General features: G+C 58.3%; 21 protein-coding genes. 6 read left to right on the forward strand and 15 right to left on the reverse strand.

Annotated features, from left to right (window positions below):
• Positions 1-9: 9 nt before the first annotated feature.
• The 14 genes from Q672_RS27595 to radC all read right to left on the reverse strand — a co-directional run bounded on the left by Q672_RS27595 (position 10) and on the right by radC (position 11393).
• Entirely contained in the window at positions 10-1800 is a 1791-nt protein-coding gene (locus tag Q672_RS27595) for a hypothetical protein (RefSeq protein WP_022985731.1), read from the reverse strand.
• Positions 1778-2047 carry a hypothetical protein gene (locus tag Q672_RS27600; protein WP_022985732.1) on the reverse strand — a complete coding sequence of 90 codons (270 nt, stop codon included), beginning with the start codon at positions 2045-2047 and terminating at the stop codon, positions 1778-1780. The genes Q672_RS27595 and Q672_RS27600 overlap by 23 nt, the downstream gene beginning before the upstream one ends.
• A complete protein-coding gene (locus Q672_RS27605; protein ID WP_022985733.1) occupies positions 2044-2715 on the reverse strand; it encodes a hypothetical protein in 672 nt (223 codons plus the stop codon). Before Q672_RS27605 ends, Q672_RS27600 begins: the two co-directional genes overlap by 4 nt.
• Before the next feature lie 25 nt (positions 2716-2740).
• A complete protein-coding gene (locus tag Q672_RS27610) occupies positions 2741-3616 on the reverse strand; it encodes a type II secretion system F family protein (RefSeq protein ID WP_031226611.1) in 876 nt (291 codons plus the stop codon).
• The gene (locus Q672_RS27615) at positions 3609-4529 is read right to left on the reverse strand and encodes a type II secretion system F family protein (protein ID WP_022985735.1); all 921 of its coding nucleotides are present in this window, start codon (positions 4527-4529) and stop codon (positions 3609-3611) included. The genes Q672_RS27610 and Q672_RS27615 overlap by 8 nt, the downstream gene beginning before the upstream one ends.
• Positions 4526-5686, reverse strand: coding sequence for a CpaF family protein (locus tag Q672_RS27620; protein ID WP_022985736.1), 1161 nt, complete (start codon positions 5684-5686; stop codon positions 4526-4528). Before Q672_RS27620 ends, Q672_RS27615 begins: the two co-directional genes overlap by 4 nt.
• A 27-nt stretch (positions 5687-5713) precedes the next feature.
• Complete coding sequence (locus Q672_RS27625; protein WP_022985737.1) at positions 5714-6904, reverse strand: AAA family ATPase; 1191 nt, start codon at positions 6902-6904, stop codon at positions 5714-5716.
• A 4-nt stretch (positions 6905-6908) separates the two neighbouring features.
• On the reverse strand, positions 6909-8069 hold the full coding sequence (locus tag Q672_RS27630; protein WP_022985738.1) for a type II and III secretion system protein family protein: 1161 nt from the start codon (positions 8067-8069) through the stop codon (positions 6909-6911).
• Entirely contained in the window at positions 8059-8892 is an 834-nt protein-coding gene (gene cpaB, locus Q672_RS27635; RefSeq protein ID WP_022985739.1) for a Flp pilus assembly protein CpaB, read from the reverse strand. Before cpaB ends, Q672_RS27630 begins: the two co-directional genes overlap by 11 nt.
• Before the next feature lie 60 nt (positions 8893-8952).
• On the reverse strand, positions 8953-9402 hold the full coding sequence (locus Q672_RS27640; RefSeq protein ID WP_022985740.1) for a TadE/TadG family type IV pilus assembly protein: 450 nt from the start codon (positions 9400-9402) through the stop codon (positions 8953-8955).
• A gap of 27 nt (positions 9403-9429) precedes the next feature.
• Positions 9430-9660 carry a Flp family type IVb pilin gene (locus tag Q672_RS27645; RefSeq protein WP_022985741.1) on the reverse strand — a complete coding sequence of 77 codons (231 nt, stop codon included), beginning with the start codon at positions 9658-9660 and terminating at the stop codon, positions 9430-9432.
• A 393-nt stretch (positions 9661-10053) separates the two neighbouring features.
• Positions 10054-10221, reverse strand: coding sequence for a 50S ribosomal protein L33 (gene rpmG / locus Q672_RS27650; protein WP_007151127.1), 168 nt, complete (start codon positions 10219-10221; stop codon positions 10054-10056).
• 22 nt (positions 10222-10243) lie between these two features.
• A complete protein-coding gene (gene rpmB, locus Q672_RS27655; protein WP_022985742.1) occupies positions 10244-10480 on the reverse strand; it encodes a 50S ribosomal protein L28 in 237 nt (78 codons plus the stop codon).
• A gap of 238 nt (positions 10481-10718) precedes the next feature.
• Positions 10719-11393, reverse strand: coding sequence for a RadC family protein (gene radC / locus Q672_RS27660; protein WP_022985743.1), 675 nt, complete (start codon positions 11391-11393; stop codon positions 10719-10721).
• A gap of 192 nt (positions 11394-11585) precedes the next feature.
• Here radC and Q672_RS27665 point away from each other — a divergent pair, with 192 nt between their 5' ends.
• The 6 genes from Q672_RS27665 (at position 11586) to slmA (ending at position 18314) form a co-directional block, all read left to right on the forward strand.
• Positions 11586-12371: a type IV pili methyl-accepting chemotaxis transducer N-terminal domain-containing protein gene (locus Q672_RS27665; protein ID WP_022985745.1), complete on the forward strand. Its 786-nt coding sequence runs from the start codon at positions 11586-11588 to the stop codon at positions 12369-12371.
• A 132-nt stretch (positions 12372-12503) separates the two neighbouring features.
• A complete protein-coding gene (gene coaBC / locus Q672_RS27670; RefSeq protein WP_022985746.1) occupies positions 12504-13703 on the forward strand; it encodes a bifunctional phosphopantothenoylcysteine decarboxylase/phosphopantothenate--cysteine ligase CoaBC in 1200 nt (399 codons plus the stop codon).
• Between the two features lie 22 nt (positions 13704-13725).
• Complete coding sequence (gene dut / locus Q672_RS27675; protein ID WP_022985747.1) at positions 13726-14178, forward strand: dUTP diphosphatase; 453 nt, start codon at positions 13726-13728, stop codon at positions 14176-14178.
• 38 nt (positions 14179-14216) lie between these two features.
• A complete protein-coding gene (locus tag Q672_RS34425) occupies positions 14217-16616 on the forward strand; it encodes a phosphomannomutase/phosphoglucomutase (RefSeq protein WP_022985748.1) in 2400 nt (799 codons plus the stop codon).
• Between the two features lie 122 nt (positions 16617-16738).
• Entirely contained in the window at positions 16739-17638 is a 900-nt protein-coding gene (gene argB, locus Q672_RS27680; RefSeq protein ID WP_022985749.1) for an acetylglutamate kinase, read from the forward strand.
• 91 nt (positions 17639-17729) lie between these two features.
• Complete coding sequence (gene slmA, locus Q672_RS27685) at positions 17730-18314, forward strand: nucleoid occlusion factor SlmA (protein WP_022985750.1); 585 nt, start codon at positions 17730-17732, stop codon at positions 18312-18314.
• Between the two features lie 49 nt (positions 18315-18363).
• Here slmA and Q672_RS27690 read toward each other — a convergent pair whose 3' ends face one another.
• The gene (locus tag Q672_RS27690; RefSeq protein ID WP_200866015.1) at positions 18364-20049 is read right to left on the reverse strand and encodes a vWA domain-containing protein; all 1686 of its coding nucleotides are present in this window, start codon (positions 20047-20049) and stop codon (positions 18364-18366) included.
• Positions 20050-20106: the final 57 nt, after the last annotated feature.

Raw genomic sequence — 20106 nt, forward strand, 5'->3', positions numbered from 1 at the left:
ATTCAACCACTATTCCTCTGCACCCACCACCGCGATATTTTCTATCAGCTGGACAGAATCCTGGCTGGCAGCTGACACATTCACCGAAATACTGCCCAATCCAACCCCCAGAGTCCTCAGCAAGGGGTTAATCAACGCCTCACCGAGGCTCTCCACCACCGTTTCCAGTAACCCTTCTACCAGATCCACAATCGGGTTAAGCAGCAGATTCAGGTTCAAACTGCCCAGGCTGGTTTCCAGCAGTGACGCTTCATTAATCACAATATCCAGATCAAGCCCTGAGACACCGTCCCCTTCATCGCTGTAGCCAATCTCGTCACAACCGTCCACAGGATCACAATAGAGGTTATACCGGGGATCCATCGTAACGGTCTCCGTGACCCCCGGTACGGTTCCGTCCACTTCGGCATTGAGGTGCAGAATGCCATTAAGCGCTGGCAGCCCCAATAAACGTAAACGCCCCACATTGGCATCGAGAGGAGCCGCGATCAGACTACCGTCAGAGTCCAGGGAGCCAGTGACAATACGGGCTACCTCCCGTTCAACCTCGACCGTAAACTCAACACTGTTGCCTGACCCACTGGCACAATCCGCAGCCACCAAGGCGCCTCCGCCGCCGCCTGCATTCACCGCCAGCGGCACATCCAGTTCAGCAAGAGAAAACTCCAATAGAGGGCCCAGGCTGATTGGCAGAAGTTCCGCTTCTGCGGTCAACTGCAAGGTAATATCGGGGGCATAAAATCGTGTCCGCCAGTTTCCATCCTTGTCTTGCCGGGCAGGGCCGATTTTCACTGTAGGGGGCTCACCTACATGAAGGGATAAATCCACAGCCTCAATGTTGGCCACCAGCGGAATGGAAAGGCTGCTGATATTCACAGGTAAGGCGATCACACCATCGGATCCTGCCTGTTGCTGCTCGGCGATATTCAACACCAGACTGATTACCAGATCGTATATCGGAAACTCACTGTCATCCGGTACGGACGCATTTTCGACAACGTCTATCACATCGCCGATCTGTATGGTTTCGATACCCGGTGCGGCAGCAATATCATCAAGAAGGTCAGCAACCGGCCCGGCCAAACCCGCAACATCCCCTAACGCAGAGGCTAGCTGATCCGCATCCAGAGGCAACAAATCTACAACCTGATTAACCCCGAGATCGGTTAGCAGATCCCCCAGTCGAACGGTGGCGTTTTCTAGGCTGCTCAAACTGGTAGGATCCAATGCGAACCCGGGCTGCCCCAGCACAGCACCCAACAGCCCCCCCAGTAACGTGCCATCCCCGCCTACACTCGCCAGCCCACCGGCTGCGCTAATCGTTGCAACAACCTCCTTTCTGGCCGCCGCATTCACCGTCAATTCCAGAGAACCAAACGTCGACTGCGGCAACAGCAAGGAAATCGGCTCGCTTCGCGTGAGAGACACCAGAACAGCGTTACTTTCTTCTATAAAGTTAACCGCATCGAACGCAAGAACGCCGTCATCATCCGCATCCTCTATCACGCCAACCTGAACTAACAAGTCAGCATCCTCACCCGTGAAACCCTGAGCCCGAGCTGCGGTCAGAGCCCGTTGCCTCACAGTGGCGACAGAAGGCGTCAACCCTCCGCAGCTCTGGGTCGCTGAGGCGCCCGCCTGGGCCGCAACATTGACCAGAGCCTGCATGTCACTGCGCAGGGCATAAAGACGAGCGCCATCCAGCGCCAACACCGAAAGGATGACGATAAGTAGCAACAGTAGCGGCGTGACCACACTGATCGCACCGCGCTGAAATTTAGTCGTCCCGGGTCTGTTCACCGAAGCTTTCCGGAATTGCCGTACGGAAGGACTCCGCCAGACGACGCTGGCTATCGACATAAAGGGGTGCCGGCAGCTCGCTTTCTTCCACCTGGCGGGAGTCCCGCTGTTGATCCAGCAACCAGTCGGTCACGGTCTTTGGTGGGTTGCTGACCACCTGATCAGATACACCAAAGCTGTATTGTTGCTGAGGCTCCGCAGCCATCACACTGGCAGGAAGACACAGGCATAACAACCAACGCTTCATTTCAATACCCTCCCGAACTGCTCACGCAGTTTCTCGGCATAGGCCATTTCATCCGCCGTAAACCCATATTCGGATTTCAGCGTTTGCAGGCCTTTTTCATTGTCGGTCAAAAGGTATGCCACCGCCACATTCTGACGTACCGGTCCCTGACCGTTGGCCAACTCCAATGCGGTGCGCAACTCAAAGGCGGCATCCTCATAGCGCCCCACCAGCAACAGGGCATAACCATAGTCGTTTCTGACCTGAGCGGCAGCCGGCGCCAGATTTCTGGCTTTTTCAAGATGCCCCAACGACGCAACCACCTGATTGCGTTTCAGCAGCACCATCCCAAGCCCATGCTCACTACGCCCATCTCCACAGCGGTTTACCATGGCACGAAATACGGCTTCGGACTCATCCAGCTTGCCTGATGCCGCTAACAACTGCCCATAGCGCAGCCAATGGTCCAGTGCATTCATCGGCTTGCCTTCAAGCCGTGCAAGAGCAGCGTGATTGCGGCCCTTGGCCATCAGGGTGTCGACCATTTCCAGATCCACTTTCTGCTCTGGCTGCAGGGCACTTTTGCAAACGATGTTATTCAGATCCAGCGTCTCCGACGCTGACTGTTCGGGCTGCTGATGAGCACATCCCGCCAGCATCACCACCGCTGCGTACACCCAGATTCGCATCATCGACTCCCTACCCATTTGATCCCTATCGTGTCAGGGCATCTGCGATAGACATTACCGCAGGCCCGCCAATTAAAATAAACAGCGCCGGCAACATGAACGCCATCATCACAACCGTCATTTTCGCGCCAATGCGATTGGTTTCCTCGCGGATACGATTACGCTCCACGCTCTGAGCTTCTACAATAATCTGGTCCAGGCTCACAGAGACACCGGCGCCAAGCTGGCTACTCTGTTTCATCAGCACCACATAGCTGCGCAGCACCGGAATACGCTTGTTTTGACCAAGTTCATCCAGGGCCTGGCTGCGTTCCGCGCCAGACTGCATCAAACGATTGAATCTATCGATGCGATGAATCAACACCGGTAGCAAAGGACGTCCCTGGACGCCAACAATGCGCATCACCCGCTCAAGGGAGAGGCCAGCTTCCATCAGCATGCGCGTCATGTGGCACAGCTCAACCGCTTCCAGGTTTTGCCGTAGCTCAGACTGCTCACCCATGCTGCGAATCAGTCGGCGAGGCACAACAAAAGCCAACGCGGATCCAATGACGCCACCCACCATGCCAAACACCAGAAAACTCACCAGCGAAACCAGTACTGGCAGTAACCAGCAGGCCACCAGATAGATCAGCGGAATCTGTTCACGGGTTTTTCCCATCCCGACCAGCGCCATGCGAATCTCTTGGTAATCACTGGCGGTAATCGATGACTGGGCAAGCAGATCACTGAGCCTGCGCATGCCTCTTCGCGCTTCGGTCCCGGACCGTGTCCCTGTATTACTCTGTTCCTGCAAGCGCTGGTTAACGCGACTTTGAAGCTCCCAGTGGCGCCCTTTAAACAACAACCACAACGCAACGACCGATAGCAGCAAGGCAAGGGCTGGCAAGACATCATTCACGACCCACCCCCTGCACCATCCGCCAGATCACTATTACACCCAGAGTTTGAAGCACGCCGGCGACAATGAGCATGTTATGCCCGGTAGACGTATTCAGTAGCACTTCTGCATATTTCTCGTTGATCAGCATCATGTAGACCGCCATACCAAGAGGCAAAAGCGTGAAGGCACCCGCGGTAAACCGGGTCTCCGCGGTTGATGCAAGAAACTCCCGTCGTAATTCCTGTTGGGAACGTAGTGAGTTGGCAACCTGCTGCAGAACAGGGCGTACGGATGAGCCAAACCGGGCAGAAGTGCGCAACGCGATCGAAACGAGCACTAGAGAAGCGACTTGATAGAGACGAGCAAAATCATCAAACAGCCTTGTGAAGTCACGCCCCGATTCAATGGCGCTTCGCAAACGGAACGTTAGCGGCGTGAACACTGGGGGAGCATCCTGGAAAGCTTCTTGCAAAGATGCCTCCAGAGATCGTCCTGCGTCCATGTAACGCAACACCGAATCCATAATTCCGGGCAACGATTCAAAAATCATGCGACGTTGCTGCTGAAAACGGTAGCGCCAATAAAGCCATGCACTGGCGAGCATCAACGCGAAAACCGCAACAGCGGGAATCCAGCCGGAACTGACAACCACTGTTACAAGGACAAAAAAAACCAGCACACCCAAGAGACCGAGTTGGCCACGCCCAAGCCGAATATCGGCACGCAGCAAAATTCTTTCCAAAGGCCCAACAGCGACCCGACCGGGTACCACTTCGGATACCAACTCCGAACGCTGCTCCAGACGCTGACGAACCCGGTTTTTCAAAAGATGGGTATGCCTGCGTCGGAACCACAGCAACTGCACCAACACCGTCAGCACAGCAATAATGCCAAGCGTCTGTGCCATACCAAGCAGCTGCACCGCACTCATGGGTCGCTCCGATACAGGTAATCCAGATGATAGGGGTCCTGCTCGGTGGGAGTGAGAGCGACTACCTCACTGACCCGACGCCGGCCATCGGGCAAGCGCTGCAACTGGATAATGACATCCAGTGCCGAACCAATCAGTCGCGAAATGGCCTGCTCACTGGCGTCATAGCCACTCACCGCCAGCAAGGTTTCTATTCGCACCAACGCATCGCGGGTACTGTTTGAATGGATCGTACTCATGGAGCCTTCGTGACCGGTGTTCATGGCCTGTAACAGCTCAATGATTTCGCTGGAGCGCACCTCGCCCAGGATAATCCGGTCCGGGCGCATCCGTAAGGCATTTACTACCAACTCACGGGCACTGATGCGGCCCTTGCCCTCGGTGTTGGCTGGCCGGGTCTCCAGTCGCACCACATGGGGATGGTGCAGCACCAGTTCTGCCGAATCCTCAATCGTCAGGATCCGTTCTTCCCGGGGGATATGCTGGCTGATCAGATTCAACATGGTGGTTTTACCGGTACCGGTACCACCACTGACAATGATATTTCGACGTGACTCTACCGCTTTGATCAAGGTGTCCAGGCAAGCTTGTGTCAGCGAACCACTCTCGATCAAAGCATCAGCACTAAGATGATTTCGGGTAAATTTGCGAATACTGATACTCGGGCCATCAAGAGCCAGCGGCGGAATGATGGCATTGACCCGGGAACCATCAGGTAGCCGGGCATCCACCATCGGACTGGACTCATCCAGACGCCGCCCCAGGGGAGCAAGCATGCGGCGAATGACTCGAATCACATGATCATCGTTGATAAACCTTACTGGCGCTTTTTGAAGAACTCCGGCCACCTCAATAAACACACTATCAGGACCGTTCACCAGAATATCGTTGATTTTGGGATCAGCCAGCAATGGTTCCAGTGGGCCAAAGCCGATCACTTCATCCAGAGTGTCTCGCGACAGCTGGTTGAGATCCTGAGTCGAGAGCGGCACCCGATTCAGGGCAATATGCTGCCCCACCGCATTGCGTACAAACTCAACCAGCACATCGTTATTGGCTTCGTTAACCTCAACACCATCTTCGTCCAGACGCTCCACAACCCAGCGGTGGGTACGGTCCTTGAGTTGTTGGTATTCTGCGTCTATCCGCCCAGCCACATCCGACTCCTGTCGTCTCTCGCGCTGTTAACGCTTGCCCCGCAATCGCTGCCACCAGGACTGTTCAACCACTTCATCCTGGCTTAGCTCCAATTTGCCCACCAGCGTCTGCAGCGAACGCGCATAGTGACAACGCGGCGCCTGTTCCTGTACCGGCAACCCGGTATTCATCGCCAGCAACCGGTGACGCCAATCCATAGGCAACCCCGCCAGCACCGGCATGCCTGCAGTCTCGGCCAACTCATCCAGCGATGGAGGCACGTGTGTATCAATGCCATCAACGACAAGACTGACACGGCTTTCTTTGCCCAGGTGCGCTCGCCACTCGCTTCCCAGGCTGCGCACCACATGGGCCTGATCTACCAGTGGATGCATGGCAATCAAAAGGTGACGCGCATGAATGCCCAGCGCGCGCACCCAATGGCGGCTTTGCAAGGTACCCACGTTGATGACAATGCGATCAAACATTTGCATCAGGTGATTCAGTGCGATGAAAAGATCCGCACTGCGGTCACCTTCCAGCTCATCGCGGCGCAAGCCACCAGCCAACAGTCGCAGTCCCGGACGATACTCTTCCAACGCAGTACCAATCAGGGTTTCATCCAGGGTCTCCGGACTGGCGAGCAGGTTCTCCAGGGTGTACTCGTTATGGATATCCAGATAAAAAATGCTGCGCCCACTGGGTTGCGTGTCGATGGCCAGACAGCGCTGGTCCGGAAACAACTGGTTCAGACCCAGCGCCACATTTTGCGCCAGAAAACGGGTGTCTACGGTATCGCTGGCAGACGCGACCAGCACAAGGTTGCTGTGAGTGGCACGCACCTGATCATCATAATGCCCAACCCGCAGCAACTGGTGTCGCCGCAAACGCTCACGGATATCAGAGGCATCGCTTCCTGCGACAAAGCAATCCCGGGCACCCGCGCGCATGGCCTGCAACAGCAGGTCCTGATTGGCACGACCGCATACCGTGATGACCGTCACCCAGGGGCGGGCGCTGGTCAGGGCGGTAATGATGGCCAGCGACTGGTCCATATCGGCTTCGGAAATCTCCACCATCACCACATGGGCCGTGGTCGCTTCCAATAACCGCAAGACACGCGTCAGGTCTGTCCGGCTCACCTGCTCAAGACGAAACGGCTCTTCTACCACCCGCTCCAGCCAGGTTTCCAGGCCGTTGTCATCCACCACGGACAGAACAATATCGTGGTCACTCATGGCATCACCAGCTCAGACCATGACGGATCGGTTGCGACCCGCGGCGACTTTCTGTGGCCATGTCCAGCCACCCCATGCTGCTGTTGTGATAGCCCGCTCCCGGCAAGGTCACCGGCGGCTCAGTGCTGTTCTGCGGTGTTACCAGGTGCGGCGTTACCACCATCACCAACTCCTTGTCATTCTTCTCAATGCGAGAGGAGCGGAAGAAGGCGCCCAGCAACGGGATGTTGCCAATGCCTGGCAGGCGGTCGCTATTGTTGATGGTGTTGCGGCTAACCAAACCACTAATGATGAAGGTTTCACCGGGCGCCAGCGAAACGGTAGTTTCGGCACGCCGCACCCGCAGCCCGGGCACTGCGACCCCGCCTGTTTCCACCCCGGCGGAAAAATCCAGCTCGGACACTTCCGGCGCGACCTTAAGAATAATTTGCGATTCGTCAATCACCGTGGGGGTCAGGCTCAGGCCAATCCCGAACTCCTTGAACTCAATCTGCACCCCGTCTGTGGTACTGCGCGTTGGCACCGGAAACTCCCCGCCTGAGAGAAAACTGGCGCTCTGGCCCGACAGACTGGTGAGTGAGGGCTCCGCCAGAGTGTAGGCAAAACCGCCGGCTTCCAGCGCATTGATCGCCACCACTGAGTTGGAACCAAACTTGAACAGATTGAAGCCTTCTGAATTGATCGGCACCGGTGCCACCCCGGGCGTTTGGAACCCGCCCCCCGGTACCGCAATCCCGGCACCGGATGCCCCGCCATCCCACACATTGCTATAGCTGATACCCATCTGGTTCAACTCAGAGCGACTGACTTCCAGCACACGGATATCAGTTTGCACCTGAGTACCGAAAGGCAACGACGACCCCAGCGTTGTCGCCACTACAACCGTGCTGCGCAATGGCTTGCTTTCGCCACGAAGCCAAATCGACAGCACAGCAGAACCTTCTTCCTTGGCGGTCAGCAATAACTCCTGGCTGCCCGTCACCGTTAACGCGGCCACCGCCGGATCAGATGTAGCTACTTTTGCCACTGCCGCGGGGAACGACAGGACTTTCTGGTCTCCCGGGGCCACCCGCATGGAGCCACTGAAACCCTCCGCCCAGCTCACCACACTGACACAACCCGCCAGCAGCAGCACCAGCGCCCGACTCCATGCTTTAACGTACATAGGTGCTCCTTGAATCCGATCCTTCGTAAACTTCTACCCGTTGCCCCGGGGCAGCCTTGGGAGCCGACTTCGTGCCCGCCGGGAACAGATCCCGGAAGTAAACCGGCTTGCCCGCCCTGGACGTGTCGGCCACGGCTTTGTCTTCACTGGCCACCACCGCCAGACGCAGCACACCCTCTTCTGCTGCCAGCAACAATGCCGGCACCTTTTCCCCAGGCACAGCGAGTACCACAGTGTGATTGCGGCGCTGAGCCTCGCTGGCCGCCTCGGTATCTGCTACCGCCATCGCGCCTTTCACCGCCAGTACCTGAACATGGTTGAGCAGCACCATCGCGGCCGGGTTATCGCGCTCCATGCCCTTGCGGAACGCCACAACCACATCCACGAGATCGCCCGGCTGCAGCAGCCCACCGGCCATCACCACATCATCAACGGCCACGGCTACCGCACGGAACCCGGCAGGCACGTTGCCCGGCAGCGTCCCCCCCGGTTCAAGATGATTGCGAGATAGCAGCTCACCCGGGCGGGCAAACTGGCGAAGGGCCTTGCCGACAACCTTTTCATCGGCATTCAGCACATTGGCGATAGGGGCAGGGGAAGACACCACCGCAAGCGATTCTTCCTCCAGGGTGTCGCCTACGTTCAGGCTTTCGGTCACGACCCAATATCGATAGGCAGGCGCCTGGGGCTGAGTTTCACGCTCACGTTGCTGATCTACCCCCAGAGAGGGAGCAGGGTCGCGGTTTAGCCCGGCGAGGGCGAGAATCAGAGCCACCAGCGCAACCACCAGCGCGGGCAACATGTACAACAATTTAGAACCCATGTTCGCTCCGGAACATCCCTGTCTGTTCTGTTTGTTATGCCAGACCGCTCAGGGCTTTACTCAGAAAGCCGCCCTGGCGTCCACATCCAGCTGCGCAGGCAGCGGCGGAAACTCCCCCAGCATGCCAAAATCCAATGCGGGCACGACCGGGTTGGTTTGATAATTCGGATACACCAACCGGCAATGCAACATTTCCACCCCCCCCACCGTTTCCAGTGCACAAGCGGCACTGGTATCCAGATCACGGAGGCTCGGTGGCAACTGCGCCACCAACGCAGCCAATGCTGTGTTTGCGCGTGTCGTCACTGCGCTACCCAGATTGTCTGAAAACCGGGAGCGGTCGAGGTAGAGCGCGGTCTCGACCGCGCCATCCACCGCGCTCTGCATACGATACTGTGCGAAAAAGGTCAGGCCGTATACCGCCGAACCGTAGAGCATGGCTACCACGAACGGAAACAGCATAAGGAATTCGAGCGCAACCGCGCCGGATTCAGGGTAACGACCTTTCACGTGAAGATGCCCTTCAAGATACCGGGATCAGGTCCCGCCGCCGCCATTTGAGGCATCGGAAAACAGGTCGGAAAATGCGCTATTCAGGGCGTCCTGTACCGTGGTGTTGGTTGCCAGTACGCCAATGATGGTGATCAGGGCGGCTGCCAGCACGATATATTCCAGTGCACTGGCTCCACGCTGGTGCCGTGCCGTGCCGGAAACCCCACCATACAACCGCATCAAAACGGCGTGGTAGAACTGCTTGATACTGCTCATGGGTACTCTCCCTTCATTTCCCTATGTTATGCGCTTCATATGCGCAAATATGAATCCAATACTGAAATGCTATTCGCGTCTTGTGAAAGCTACAAGCAACAGTCCGTTGGCTTTATGTAGCTGAATCAATAACACGCCTTGGCGGCCGCAATCTCAAGGGGCACGTGCGATCCGGCGCTAATTGGAGTCATCTTGGCGACAAGCGGTATCACTTTCAAAATGTGACACATGTCTCAATTTGCATCAAGACGTCACTCCTGCCCGCAAACCGTCGACGCCCACCCTGACGGCAACAACAATCCTGGCGAAACAGACAAATGTCGCCCATAAAAAAACCCGGGCGCTGCCCGGGTTTTTCCGTCCGTATTGCCAGGTGGAACCCTATCGATCAAATTACTTGATCTTGGCTTCCTTGTAGGCAACGTGCTTGCGCACAACCGGATCGTACTTCTTGGTTTCCATCTTTTCGGGATGGAGACGCTTGTTCTTGGTGGTGGTGTAGAAATGGCCAGTGCCCGCAGAGGACACCAGACGAATCTTTTCGCGAATCGGACCAGCCATGGGTTAACTCCTTAATTCAGTCTTAAACGCGTTCGCCGCGGGCACGGATTTCCGCCAGAACGGAATCGATGCCTTTCTTGTCGATAATGCGCATACCCTTGGAGCTGACGCGCAGGCGAACGAAACGCTTCTCGGACTCAACCCAGAAACGGTGATGATGCAGATTCGGCTCAAAACGACGCTTGGTTTTGATGTGCGAATGCGAAATGTTGTTGCCCGTTACAGGGCGCTTACCGGTCACCTGGCAAACTTTGGACATTGTCTTGCTCCGTAAATCTTCTTGCGGGGGACGGTAGAGCCCCGGAAAAGGCGCGTTTTATACCAGTACGCTGGTCAGGATTCAAGCGCTATCTTGGATCCACGCCCGGATTCACCAACATTCAATGGGTTACGATGGCTGCCACAAACCCCGCGGAGATCGACCTTCGCCGAAAACCCAAACGCAGATCAGCCGAAGGGGTGAGCGCAACGAGCCATTTCCGCCACTCAGCCCCTGGTTAAAGCGCCCCACGGGAGGCCAACGAGACCCAGCCTCCGTCACCGATCACCAGGTGGTCCAGCACACGGATATCCACCAGCCCCAGAGCCTCCACCAGTCGCCGGGTAATCGCGTGGTCCGCCTGGCTCGGTTCGGCAACCCCGGAAGGGTGATTATGGGACAGGATCACCGCCGCGGCGTTGAGCTCCATCGCACGCCGTACCACTTCACGGGGATACACCGCCGCCGCATCAATGGTGCCCTGAAACAGCTTTTCGAAAGCAATCAGCCGATGCTTGTTGTCGAGAAACAGGCAGGCAAACACCTCATAGGGCAAACCGCGCAGGCGGGCCGTCAGTAATTGCCCGGCCTTGTCTGGATTATCCAGGGGCATGCCACGCTCCAGTGGTTCCGCCAGATAGCGCCGCCCCAGCTCCAGCGCCGCCAGCAACAATGCACGGCGGGCCATCCCCATCCCCGGCAGCCGCGCCATCACCTCCGGGCTGCTGTCCAACATCGCCCGCAACCCCCCGCCAGCAGCCAGCTGCTGGCGGGCCAGGTCCACTGCCGTGGCACCTCGCAGACCAGTGCGCAAGAAGATCGCCAGCAGCTCTGCATCACTGAGTGATTCGGCCCCACGGCTTAGCAGCTTTTCCCTGGGCCGCTCATCCACGGGCCAGTCAGTAATCGCCATTACGCTCCCCTGAAGTGATCAAAACGCCCCTTTATGCACCAGCAGTGGGCGGCAATGGCGCGCCAAAAAGGCCCGCTTTATCGCTGTCAGCCACCAACTCATTGATTTTCATAGCAACACACCACTGGCCCAGTCCTTGCTCCACCCCTGTCGTCAACGCCCGCACAAACAACAACAGCATGAGATACGACCATGAAACGCCTGCTCCTTCCGCTTGTTGCCCTGCTCCTGCCTCTGCTTATCCCGACTCCGGTCATGGCTATCAATGATGCCGAAGCCGTCAACATTTCAGGGCGCCAGCGCATGCTCACCCAGCGAATGATGAAGAATCACTTGCTGATTGGCGCAGAAATCCAGACCGATAAAGCCCAGCGGCAACTGGACGAAGCCGTCGCTCTGTTTGAAGAACAGCTGCTGATGCTGCGCGACTACAGCCCCACGGCTGCCATCGACAGCAAACTGGATACCGTAGAGGCCCTGTGGTTTCCGCACCGGCTACGCATCATCAGCGCCCCCAGCAAGACCGGCGCCTCCCTGCTGATGGAGGACAACCTGGCGCTTCTGAAAGCCTGTGATGACGTGGTCAAAGCCATCGAAGCCCACTCCGGGATCGACAGTGCCCGGCTCGTTAACCTCTCCGGCCGCCAGCGCATGCTCTCGCAGAAGATCGCCAAGGTGTACGTGGCACGCGCCTGGCGGGTCCGCTCCGACAGCCTGAAGCAGGAACTGGATGATGCCATCACCCTGTTCGACCGCTCCCTCAATGAACTGGAACGCTATCCCAGCAACACCGACGAGCTACGTGACGCCCTGCAACGGGTACGCAATCAATGGGACTTCTCACGCACCGGCTTCCAGCTGGAAGACAGTGGCCGCTACGTCCCCACGGTAATCGCCGTGACCACCGATTCCATCCTCTCGCGCATGGATGCCATTACCTTCCAGTACCAGAATCTCATGCAGCAGAACGTGCATTAAGGTACTGGATTGGCGGGGAGTCCCTTAGCACTCCCCTTAGTGCTACCCTATGCGCCTGAATTATTCGCCGTTCGCGGGCTCCGTGGCAGGAGAGATTTGCCATGATTGCCGTCAGCCATTAAGGGTTTTTGCATGCAACGTCTGGTCAACAAGCGCATCCTCCTGGGAGTCACCGGTGGCATCGCCGCCTATAAGGCCGCCGATCTGGTCCGCCGCCTTCAGGACGCGGGAGCTCAGGTCCGGGTCGTGATGACCCAGGGCGCCTGCGAGTTCATTACCCCATTGACCATGCAGGCGCTATCCGGCCACCCGGTTCATACCACCCTGCTGGACCCGGCTGCCGAGGCCGCCATGGGCCACATTGAACTGGCTCGCTGGGCCGACCTGGTGTTAATTGCTCCAGCATCTGCCAATTTCATGGCGCGCCTGGCCCATGGGCACGGCAACGATTTGCTCTCCACCCTGTGTCTGGCAACGGGCGCCCCCATTGCCATCGCGCCGGCCATGAACCAGCAAATGTGGGCGGACACCAGCACCCAGAAGAACCTGCTTATCCTGCAAGAGAAAGGCATTCATGTTTTCGGCCCCGGTTCCGGAAGCCAGGCCTGCGGCGATGTGGGCGCAGGGCGCATGCTGGAACCCCTGGAGATCATCCAGCAGGCCGCCGAAGTGTTCGATTACTCCCTGCTCACCGGCAAACATGTGGTCATCACCGCCGGCCCCACCCGGGAAGCCATCGACCCGGTGCGCTACATCACCAACAAGAGCTCCGGGAAAATGGGCTTTGCGCTGGCAGAGGCCGCCGCCGAAGCTGGCGCTCGCGTCACCCTGATTGCCGGACCGGTGAATCTGCCCACGCCCAACCGGGTGGATCGGATTGATGTGGTGCGCGCAGTGGATATGTACGAGACCTGTATGGAGGTAGTCGAAACAGGCTGTGACGTCTTTATCGCCACCGCTGCCGTAGCCGACTATCGCCCCACCGTGACAGCCGATCACAAGATCAAGAAGTCCACCGAAGAAATCCATCTGACACTGGTGAAAAACCCCGACATCGTTGCCTCTGTAGCTGAACACAACAAGCGGCCCTTCACTGTCGGTTTTGCCGCCGAGACCCAGGATGTCATGGCCTATGCCCAGGGCAAGCTGGTCAACAAGAAACTGGACATGATTGCCACCAACGACGTCTCGGGCAGTAACGTGGGATTCAACAGCGACAACAATGCCCTCACCGTGATTTGGCCTGGCGGCCACAAGGTGCTGCCACTGGCATCCAAGACACAAATCGCCAAACAGCTTATTGAACTGATTGCGATCCGGTATAAAGACTGAATCCAACCACAAGGACACACCGATGAAACTGCAGTACCGGGTTCTGGACCCCCGCCTTGGCGACAGCATCCCTTTGCCCCACTACGCGACCGATGGCTCTGCGGGACTGGATCTGCGCGCCATGGTCAAGGAACCCCTCACCCTTGCTCCCGGTGACACCCAGTTACTACCCACAGGCATGTCTATCCATATTAGCGATCCCGGCTTCGCCGGCATGATCCTGCCCCGCTCCGGGCTGGGCCACAAACACGGCATTGTGCTCGGCAATCTGGTGGGGCTGATCGACTCCGATTACCAGGGAGAGCTGATGGTATCCTGCTGGAATCGCGGCCAGCAGCCCTTCACCATCGAAGCCGGCGAGCGCATTGCCCAATTGGTGATTGTCCCGGTCATGCAGGTAGAACTCGAACAGGTCGACAACTTCAGCGCCAGCGAAAGGGGAAGCGGGGGCTTTGGTCACAGCGGCCGCCATTAATAATAACGTCCTTAAGAGACGGGTTTCTGGAGGGGATAATGGGAAAGAACAAGAACAACGGCGACAAGCCCATGACGGTCAGCGCCATGAAGCAAATCCTGCCATTAATGGTCACTGGCATCGCGGCTATTGTATTGAGTATTGGCGGCCTGTTTGTCTACCAGAGCAACCATGAAAAGGTCGCGCTTGAACAAAGCCAGGCCAAGGCACTGGCTTCCGCCATAGCCAATCAGGTACGGGGCCTGATTCACGAGGCCAGCACCCAACTCGACCTGCTGGCCGATCGCCCCGAAGTGGAAAATGCTCTCGCCAACAACACCCTGACACAGTTCAATGCCTCCCCCCATTTATGGCAACCCGACTCAACCCTGATCCTGGTGCCCCGCCGTGGCGCGGACACCAGCCAGTTCAGTTACACGGCCCAGGAATTATTGAAAGAAGTCCGACTGGGCCAACAACCCAAACCGGTTGTGATTGCCGGAAAGCCCCCTGAACTGGTGATTGCGCGCGCCACCAAAAACCAGAATGGCACCCTGCTCCTGACCCGCTCCCTTGCGTCCTTGTCAACGCTGGTCAATGCAGCCCTCCCCGATGGCGCCAAACTGGAAATCAAGTTTGGCAATGCCGGTATTTTTGCCAACGGACAGAGCGCCAATGGAGCAAAAAGCACGGCCTCTGCGGGCCCCGTCAAGGCCACTGTCGTCCTGCCCCGTGCCGACAGCCAACTCGTGGTACTGGCAACAGCGGCCATCGGGCTTTCGGTTGTCTTGCTGCTACTGGTCACTCTGGTCGTGAACCGCTTGCTGGCACGCGCCCTGCGCCAGGATGCCGCCGAGCTGATCCGCTACAGCGACGAGCTGGCACGACAGCCCGGCGTCACCGCCCGCAACCACTTTCACTTCGATATTTTCCAGACTGTTAACACCGCCCACGCCAAGACCGTTGAGAAATTACGGGAGCGAGGCGGAGTGCGCAAAGCCCGCAAAACGCCGGAAGCCGCCCCCATGGAAATCGCCGAAGAAATGGATGACGGCATCCTGCTGACCGATGAGCAACAAACCGAGTCCCTGCCGGATGATATCTTCCGTGCTTACGACATTCGCGGCGTGGCTGGCGTGTCCCTTACCGCCCAGGCTGCCTACCTGCTAGGCCGGGCTATCGGCACCGAAGCCAGCGATGCCGGCCAGCAAACCGTACTGGTAGCCCGCGATGGTCGCCTGTCCAGCCCGGAGCTGACCCGCTCACTGATCAAGGGGTTGCTGGAAGCCGGTCGTGACGTCATCGACCTGGGACTGGTACCCAGCCCGGTGCTCTATTACGCCACCGAGGTGCTGGAAACCCAGACCGGCGTCATGGTCACCGGCAGTCACAACCCTCCGTCCCACAACGGCATGAAGATCGTCATCAATGGCGAGACCCTGTTTGGTGATCGTATTCAGTCGCTCAAGGAACGCATCAAGTCCCGGGACTTCTCCGAAGGCCGCGGCAGAGAAGAGCAACGCGACATTACCGACCGCTACCTGAACGACGTGGTCAACGACATCGTGCTGGCCCGCCCGCTGAAGATCGCTATCGATTGCGGTAATGGCGCCACCGGCGAGCTGGCGCCGCGCCTGTTCACCCAGCTGGGCTGCGAAGTCACACCGTTATACACCGATATCGACGGCAACTTCCCCAACCACGCCCCGGACCCGGGCAACCCGGACAACCTGCAAGACCTGGTGCGCATGGTTCAACAGGAACAGCTGGATCTCGGCCTGGCCTTCGATGGCGATGGCGACCGGGTTGCCGTGGTCACCAATCGGGGCGAAATTATCTGGCCTGACCGCCTGCTGATGTTGTTCGCCCGCGATTTGCTCGGCCGCACCCCCGGCGCCGACATCCTGTTCGACGTGAAATGCAGCCGCGCCCTTCCGGCTATCATCCGCAAGAGCGGCGGCCGTCCGATGATGTATAAAACCGGGCACTCCCTGATCAAGGCCAAGATGAAAGAAACCGGCGCCCCTCTGGCTGGCGAAATCAGTGGTCACATCTTTTTTGCGGATCGCTGGTTTGGCTGCGATGACGGCATGTATGCCGGCTGCCGCCTGCTGGAAATCCTGTCGCTACTCGATGATCCGGCCAGCCAGGTGTTTGCCGGCCTGAAGACCGGCATTACCACGCCCGCTCTCTACATTGAGGTAGCGGAAGACAAGAAGTTCCAGCTGGTGGATGCACTTAGCGCCCGCGCCGAGCAATTTGCCGGCGGCCGCCCCACGACCATTGACGGACTACGTGTGGACTTCCCGGATGGCTGGGGCCTGGTGCGGGCCTCCAACACCACCGCCTCACTGGTCGCCCGCTTTGAAGGTCGCGACGAGGAAGCCCTGCAACGGGTCAAGACCCAGTTCCGCAACCACCTGAAAGCCGTTGACGACAGCCTGGACGTGCCGTTCTAGAGGCACCGTTCCGGGCAACGCGAAACTGCGGTTTTTCCCGTATAATCCCGCTTCGCAGGGAGGCAATGGCACAGGCCATTGCCTCCCTGCCCGGAATTCACCGCCCACGTTCAGGAGACATGATGGACGCCAACAGTGCGCACGATACCGCCCGGATTCTGATTGAAGCGCTGCCTTATATTCAGCGTTTTACCGGCACCACCGTGGTCATCAAATATGGCGGTAACGCCATGGAAAACGACGAGCTGAAGAACAGCTTTGCCCGTGATGTGGTGATGATGAAACAGGTGGGCATCAACCCGGTGATCGTCCATGGCGGTGGCCCACAGATCGGCAGCCTGCTGGAGCGCCTGGGCAAGGAATCCAAATTCATTCAGGGCATGCGGGTGACCGACCGAGAGACCATGGACGTGGTACAGATGGTCCTCGGCGGGCTGGTCAACAAGGACATCGTCAACCTGATTCAGCACAACGGCGGTCAGGCCATCGGCCTGACAGGCAAGGACGGCCGACTGATCAAGGCGCGCAAGATGCTGCTCAAGGCCCAGGACGAAAACGACCCGGCCCTGAAGACCTCCGAGATCATCGACATCGGTCATGTGGGCGAAGTGCAGGGCATCGACACCCGCGTTATCGACCTGCTCTCCGGCAGTGATTTCATCCCGGTGATTGCCCCCATCGGGGTCGATAATGACGGCGTCAGCTACAACATCAACGCCGACCTGGTGGCCGGCAAGGTGGCCGAAGTCCTTCGCGCGGAAAAGCTGATCCTGCTGACTAACGTGGCCGGTCTCAAAGACAAGCAAGGCAAGGTCCTCACCGGTCTCAATGCGGACCGGGTGAACGACCTGATCAAGGACGGCACCATTCACGGCGGCATGCTGCCGAAAATCGGCTGCGCCCTGGAAGCAGTCCAGAACGGTGTGCATACCTCGCACATCATTGATGGCCGCGTCTCCCACGCCGTGCTGCTGGAGATCCTGACCGACAAAGGCATCGGCACCCTGATCAGCAAGGACTGAGCACAAACAACCCGAGCAAGGTGCCAGGGGGAAGGCACCTTGCCATCAGATGCATCGCTACAACAGAACAATCACTGGGGAACGACGATTCATGACAGACAAGAAACCGTCTCGCAAAGAGCAGATCCTGCAGTCGCTCGCCCACATGCTGGAAGCCGAACCCGGAGGGCGGATTACCACCGCCGGGCTGGCCCGCGAAGTGGGTGTCTCCGAGGCGGCCCTCTACCGGCATTTTCCCAGCAAGGCGAAAATGTTCGAAGGGCTGATCAGTTTTATTGAAGAAGCGATTTTCTCGCGGATCAATCGCATCACCGAAGACGGCAGCGCCGCCAGTCAGGTGGAGCAGATTCTCGCACTGATGCTGGCCTTCACCGAGCGCAACCCGGGCATTACCCGACTGCTCACCGGTGATGCCCTTACCGGTGAAAACGAGCGCCTGCACCAACGTATCCAGCAGTTCTACGACCGCGTGGAGACCCAGCTCAAACAGGTATTGCGCGACGCGGAATTCAAGGAAGGGCTACGCACCCAGGCCACCCCCACGATCACCGCCAACTTGCTGCTGGCCGTAGTAGAAGGCCGCATTGCCCAGTTTGTACGTTCCGGTTTCAAGCAGAAACCCAGCCAGGACTGGCCCGCTCAATGGGAGCTACTGGCCCCCACCCTGTTCCGCTGAACGCCGCCCGGCCTTGCCGGGCGAAATTCATCACGGGGCACACCGGCCCTCAGATGTCCCGGCTGACCTGCGCCTGACGCAGCAACTGCACAAACTCACTCCGATAACCATACGGATCTTCGCCGCGATTGTTCTGTGCCAATGCAATCGCCTCCTCCAGGGTCCAGTTGCCGCTGAACTTGCTGCCCTTGATGATCTGGGCAGCGCCCGCCACCGCCACAGCAAATTCCACCTCCTGGCGAGCCTCTGCAGAAAGGGCCGGCTGGCTCATGGCTACCGGTGTCTGTAGCAGTCGGGAACGGGATTCCCCCGGCCGCTTATAACGCAACTTGATGAACGCATACTCGTTGCTCTGCGCCCCTGCGGTCGCCGCATTCTCCCTGGCACCATAACGCGGGGGGTCGATTAACGGCGTCTTGTCTGCCGGGGTAATTTCGTAAAGCGCGGTGACGGTATGGCCAGCACCGATCTCCCCGGCGTCCACGCTGTCGTTATTGAAATCTTCACGCTCCAGCGCGCGGGTTTCGTAACCCAGCAAACGGTACTCCTGCACGGTGGCCGGGTTGAACTCCACCTGAATTTTCACGTCTTCAGCAATGGTGAACAGCGACGAGGTTGATTCTGTTACCAGCACCTTGCGCGCTTCATTGAGGTTATCGATATAGGCCGCCACCCCGTTGCCGTTCTGGGCCAGGGTCTGCATCAAATGATCGTTATAGTTGCCCTGGCCAAACCCCAGGACAGACAGGTAAATGCCCTTCTCGCGCTGGCGACTGACCAGCGCCTCCAGTGACCGCGGGTCTGTAACGCCAACATTGAAATCACCATCGGTGGCAAGAATCACTCGATTGATGGCCTTCTCATCAAAGTGTTGTTCTGCCAGCTGATACGCCAGCTGGATACCCTCCCCTCCAGCGGTAGAGCCGCCCGCCTGCAAGCGGCTCAGGGCCTGGGTAATCGCCGTACGGTCTTTCACGGCCGTGGGCGGCAGTACCACCCCGGAGGCCCCGGCATACACCACAATGGCCACGCTATCCTCGGGGTGCATGTCCTTGACCATCATCGATAACGATTGCTGTAGCAGTGGCAGCTTGTCCGGCGCGCCCATGCTGCCGGAGACGTCAAGCAGGAAAACCAGATTGGCGCGGGGACGGCTGGAGGCGTCCACCTGATAACCCTTGATGCCGATATGCACCAGCTTGTTGCCTGCAGTCCAGGGTGATTCCACCACTGTCACCCCGGTGCTGAACGGTGTATCCGGGCTGGCCGGGGCGGTGTAGTCATAATCGAAATAGTTGACCCACTCCTCCAGGCGCACTGCGTCCGGAGTCGGCAGCCGCCCCTCGTTGATCATCCGCCGGGAGAAGCTGTAGGACGCGGTATCCACATCAATGGAAAACGTCGACACCGGATCAACAGAAGCCTGCTTGACGGTGTTTTCTTCAACCGCCTCAAAGCGGTCACGGGACGGCTGCGGCAGGGGCTGCGGCGCCGGCATCGCCATCATTTTGGCCTGCGGCTGCATCCGCGCCGGTGAGGCCATGGCATCCACCAGCAGCTGCTCTCGTTGGGCCGGTTGGCCCGTCTGACTGTCCGCCAGCGTTTCCTGGCCGCCGTTTTGGCAACCCGCGCTCAACAGCGTCAGGACCCCCGTACACAAGCCCACAGCCAGTGGACCAGAGGGCATCAGGGAACGGTAACGTTGCAGCGTTGCAATGGGACGGGTAAGGCTCATGTCGATCTCCATCAAGGTCGGTTTCCTTAATGAGACGGACAGCCTGGACAATTGCTT

Origin of the sequence: Alcanivorax sp. P2S70, assembly GCF_000475295.1 — a bacterium.
Classification (GTDB): Bacteria; Pseudomonadota; Gammaproteobacteria; order Pseudomonadales; family Alcanivoracaceae; genus Alcanivorax; species Alcanivorax profundi.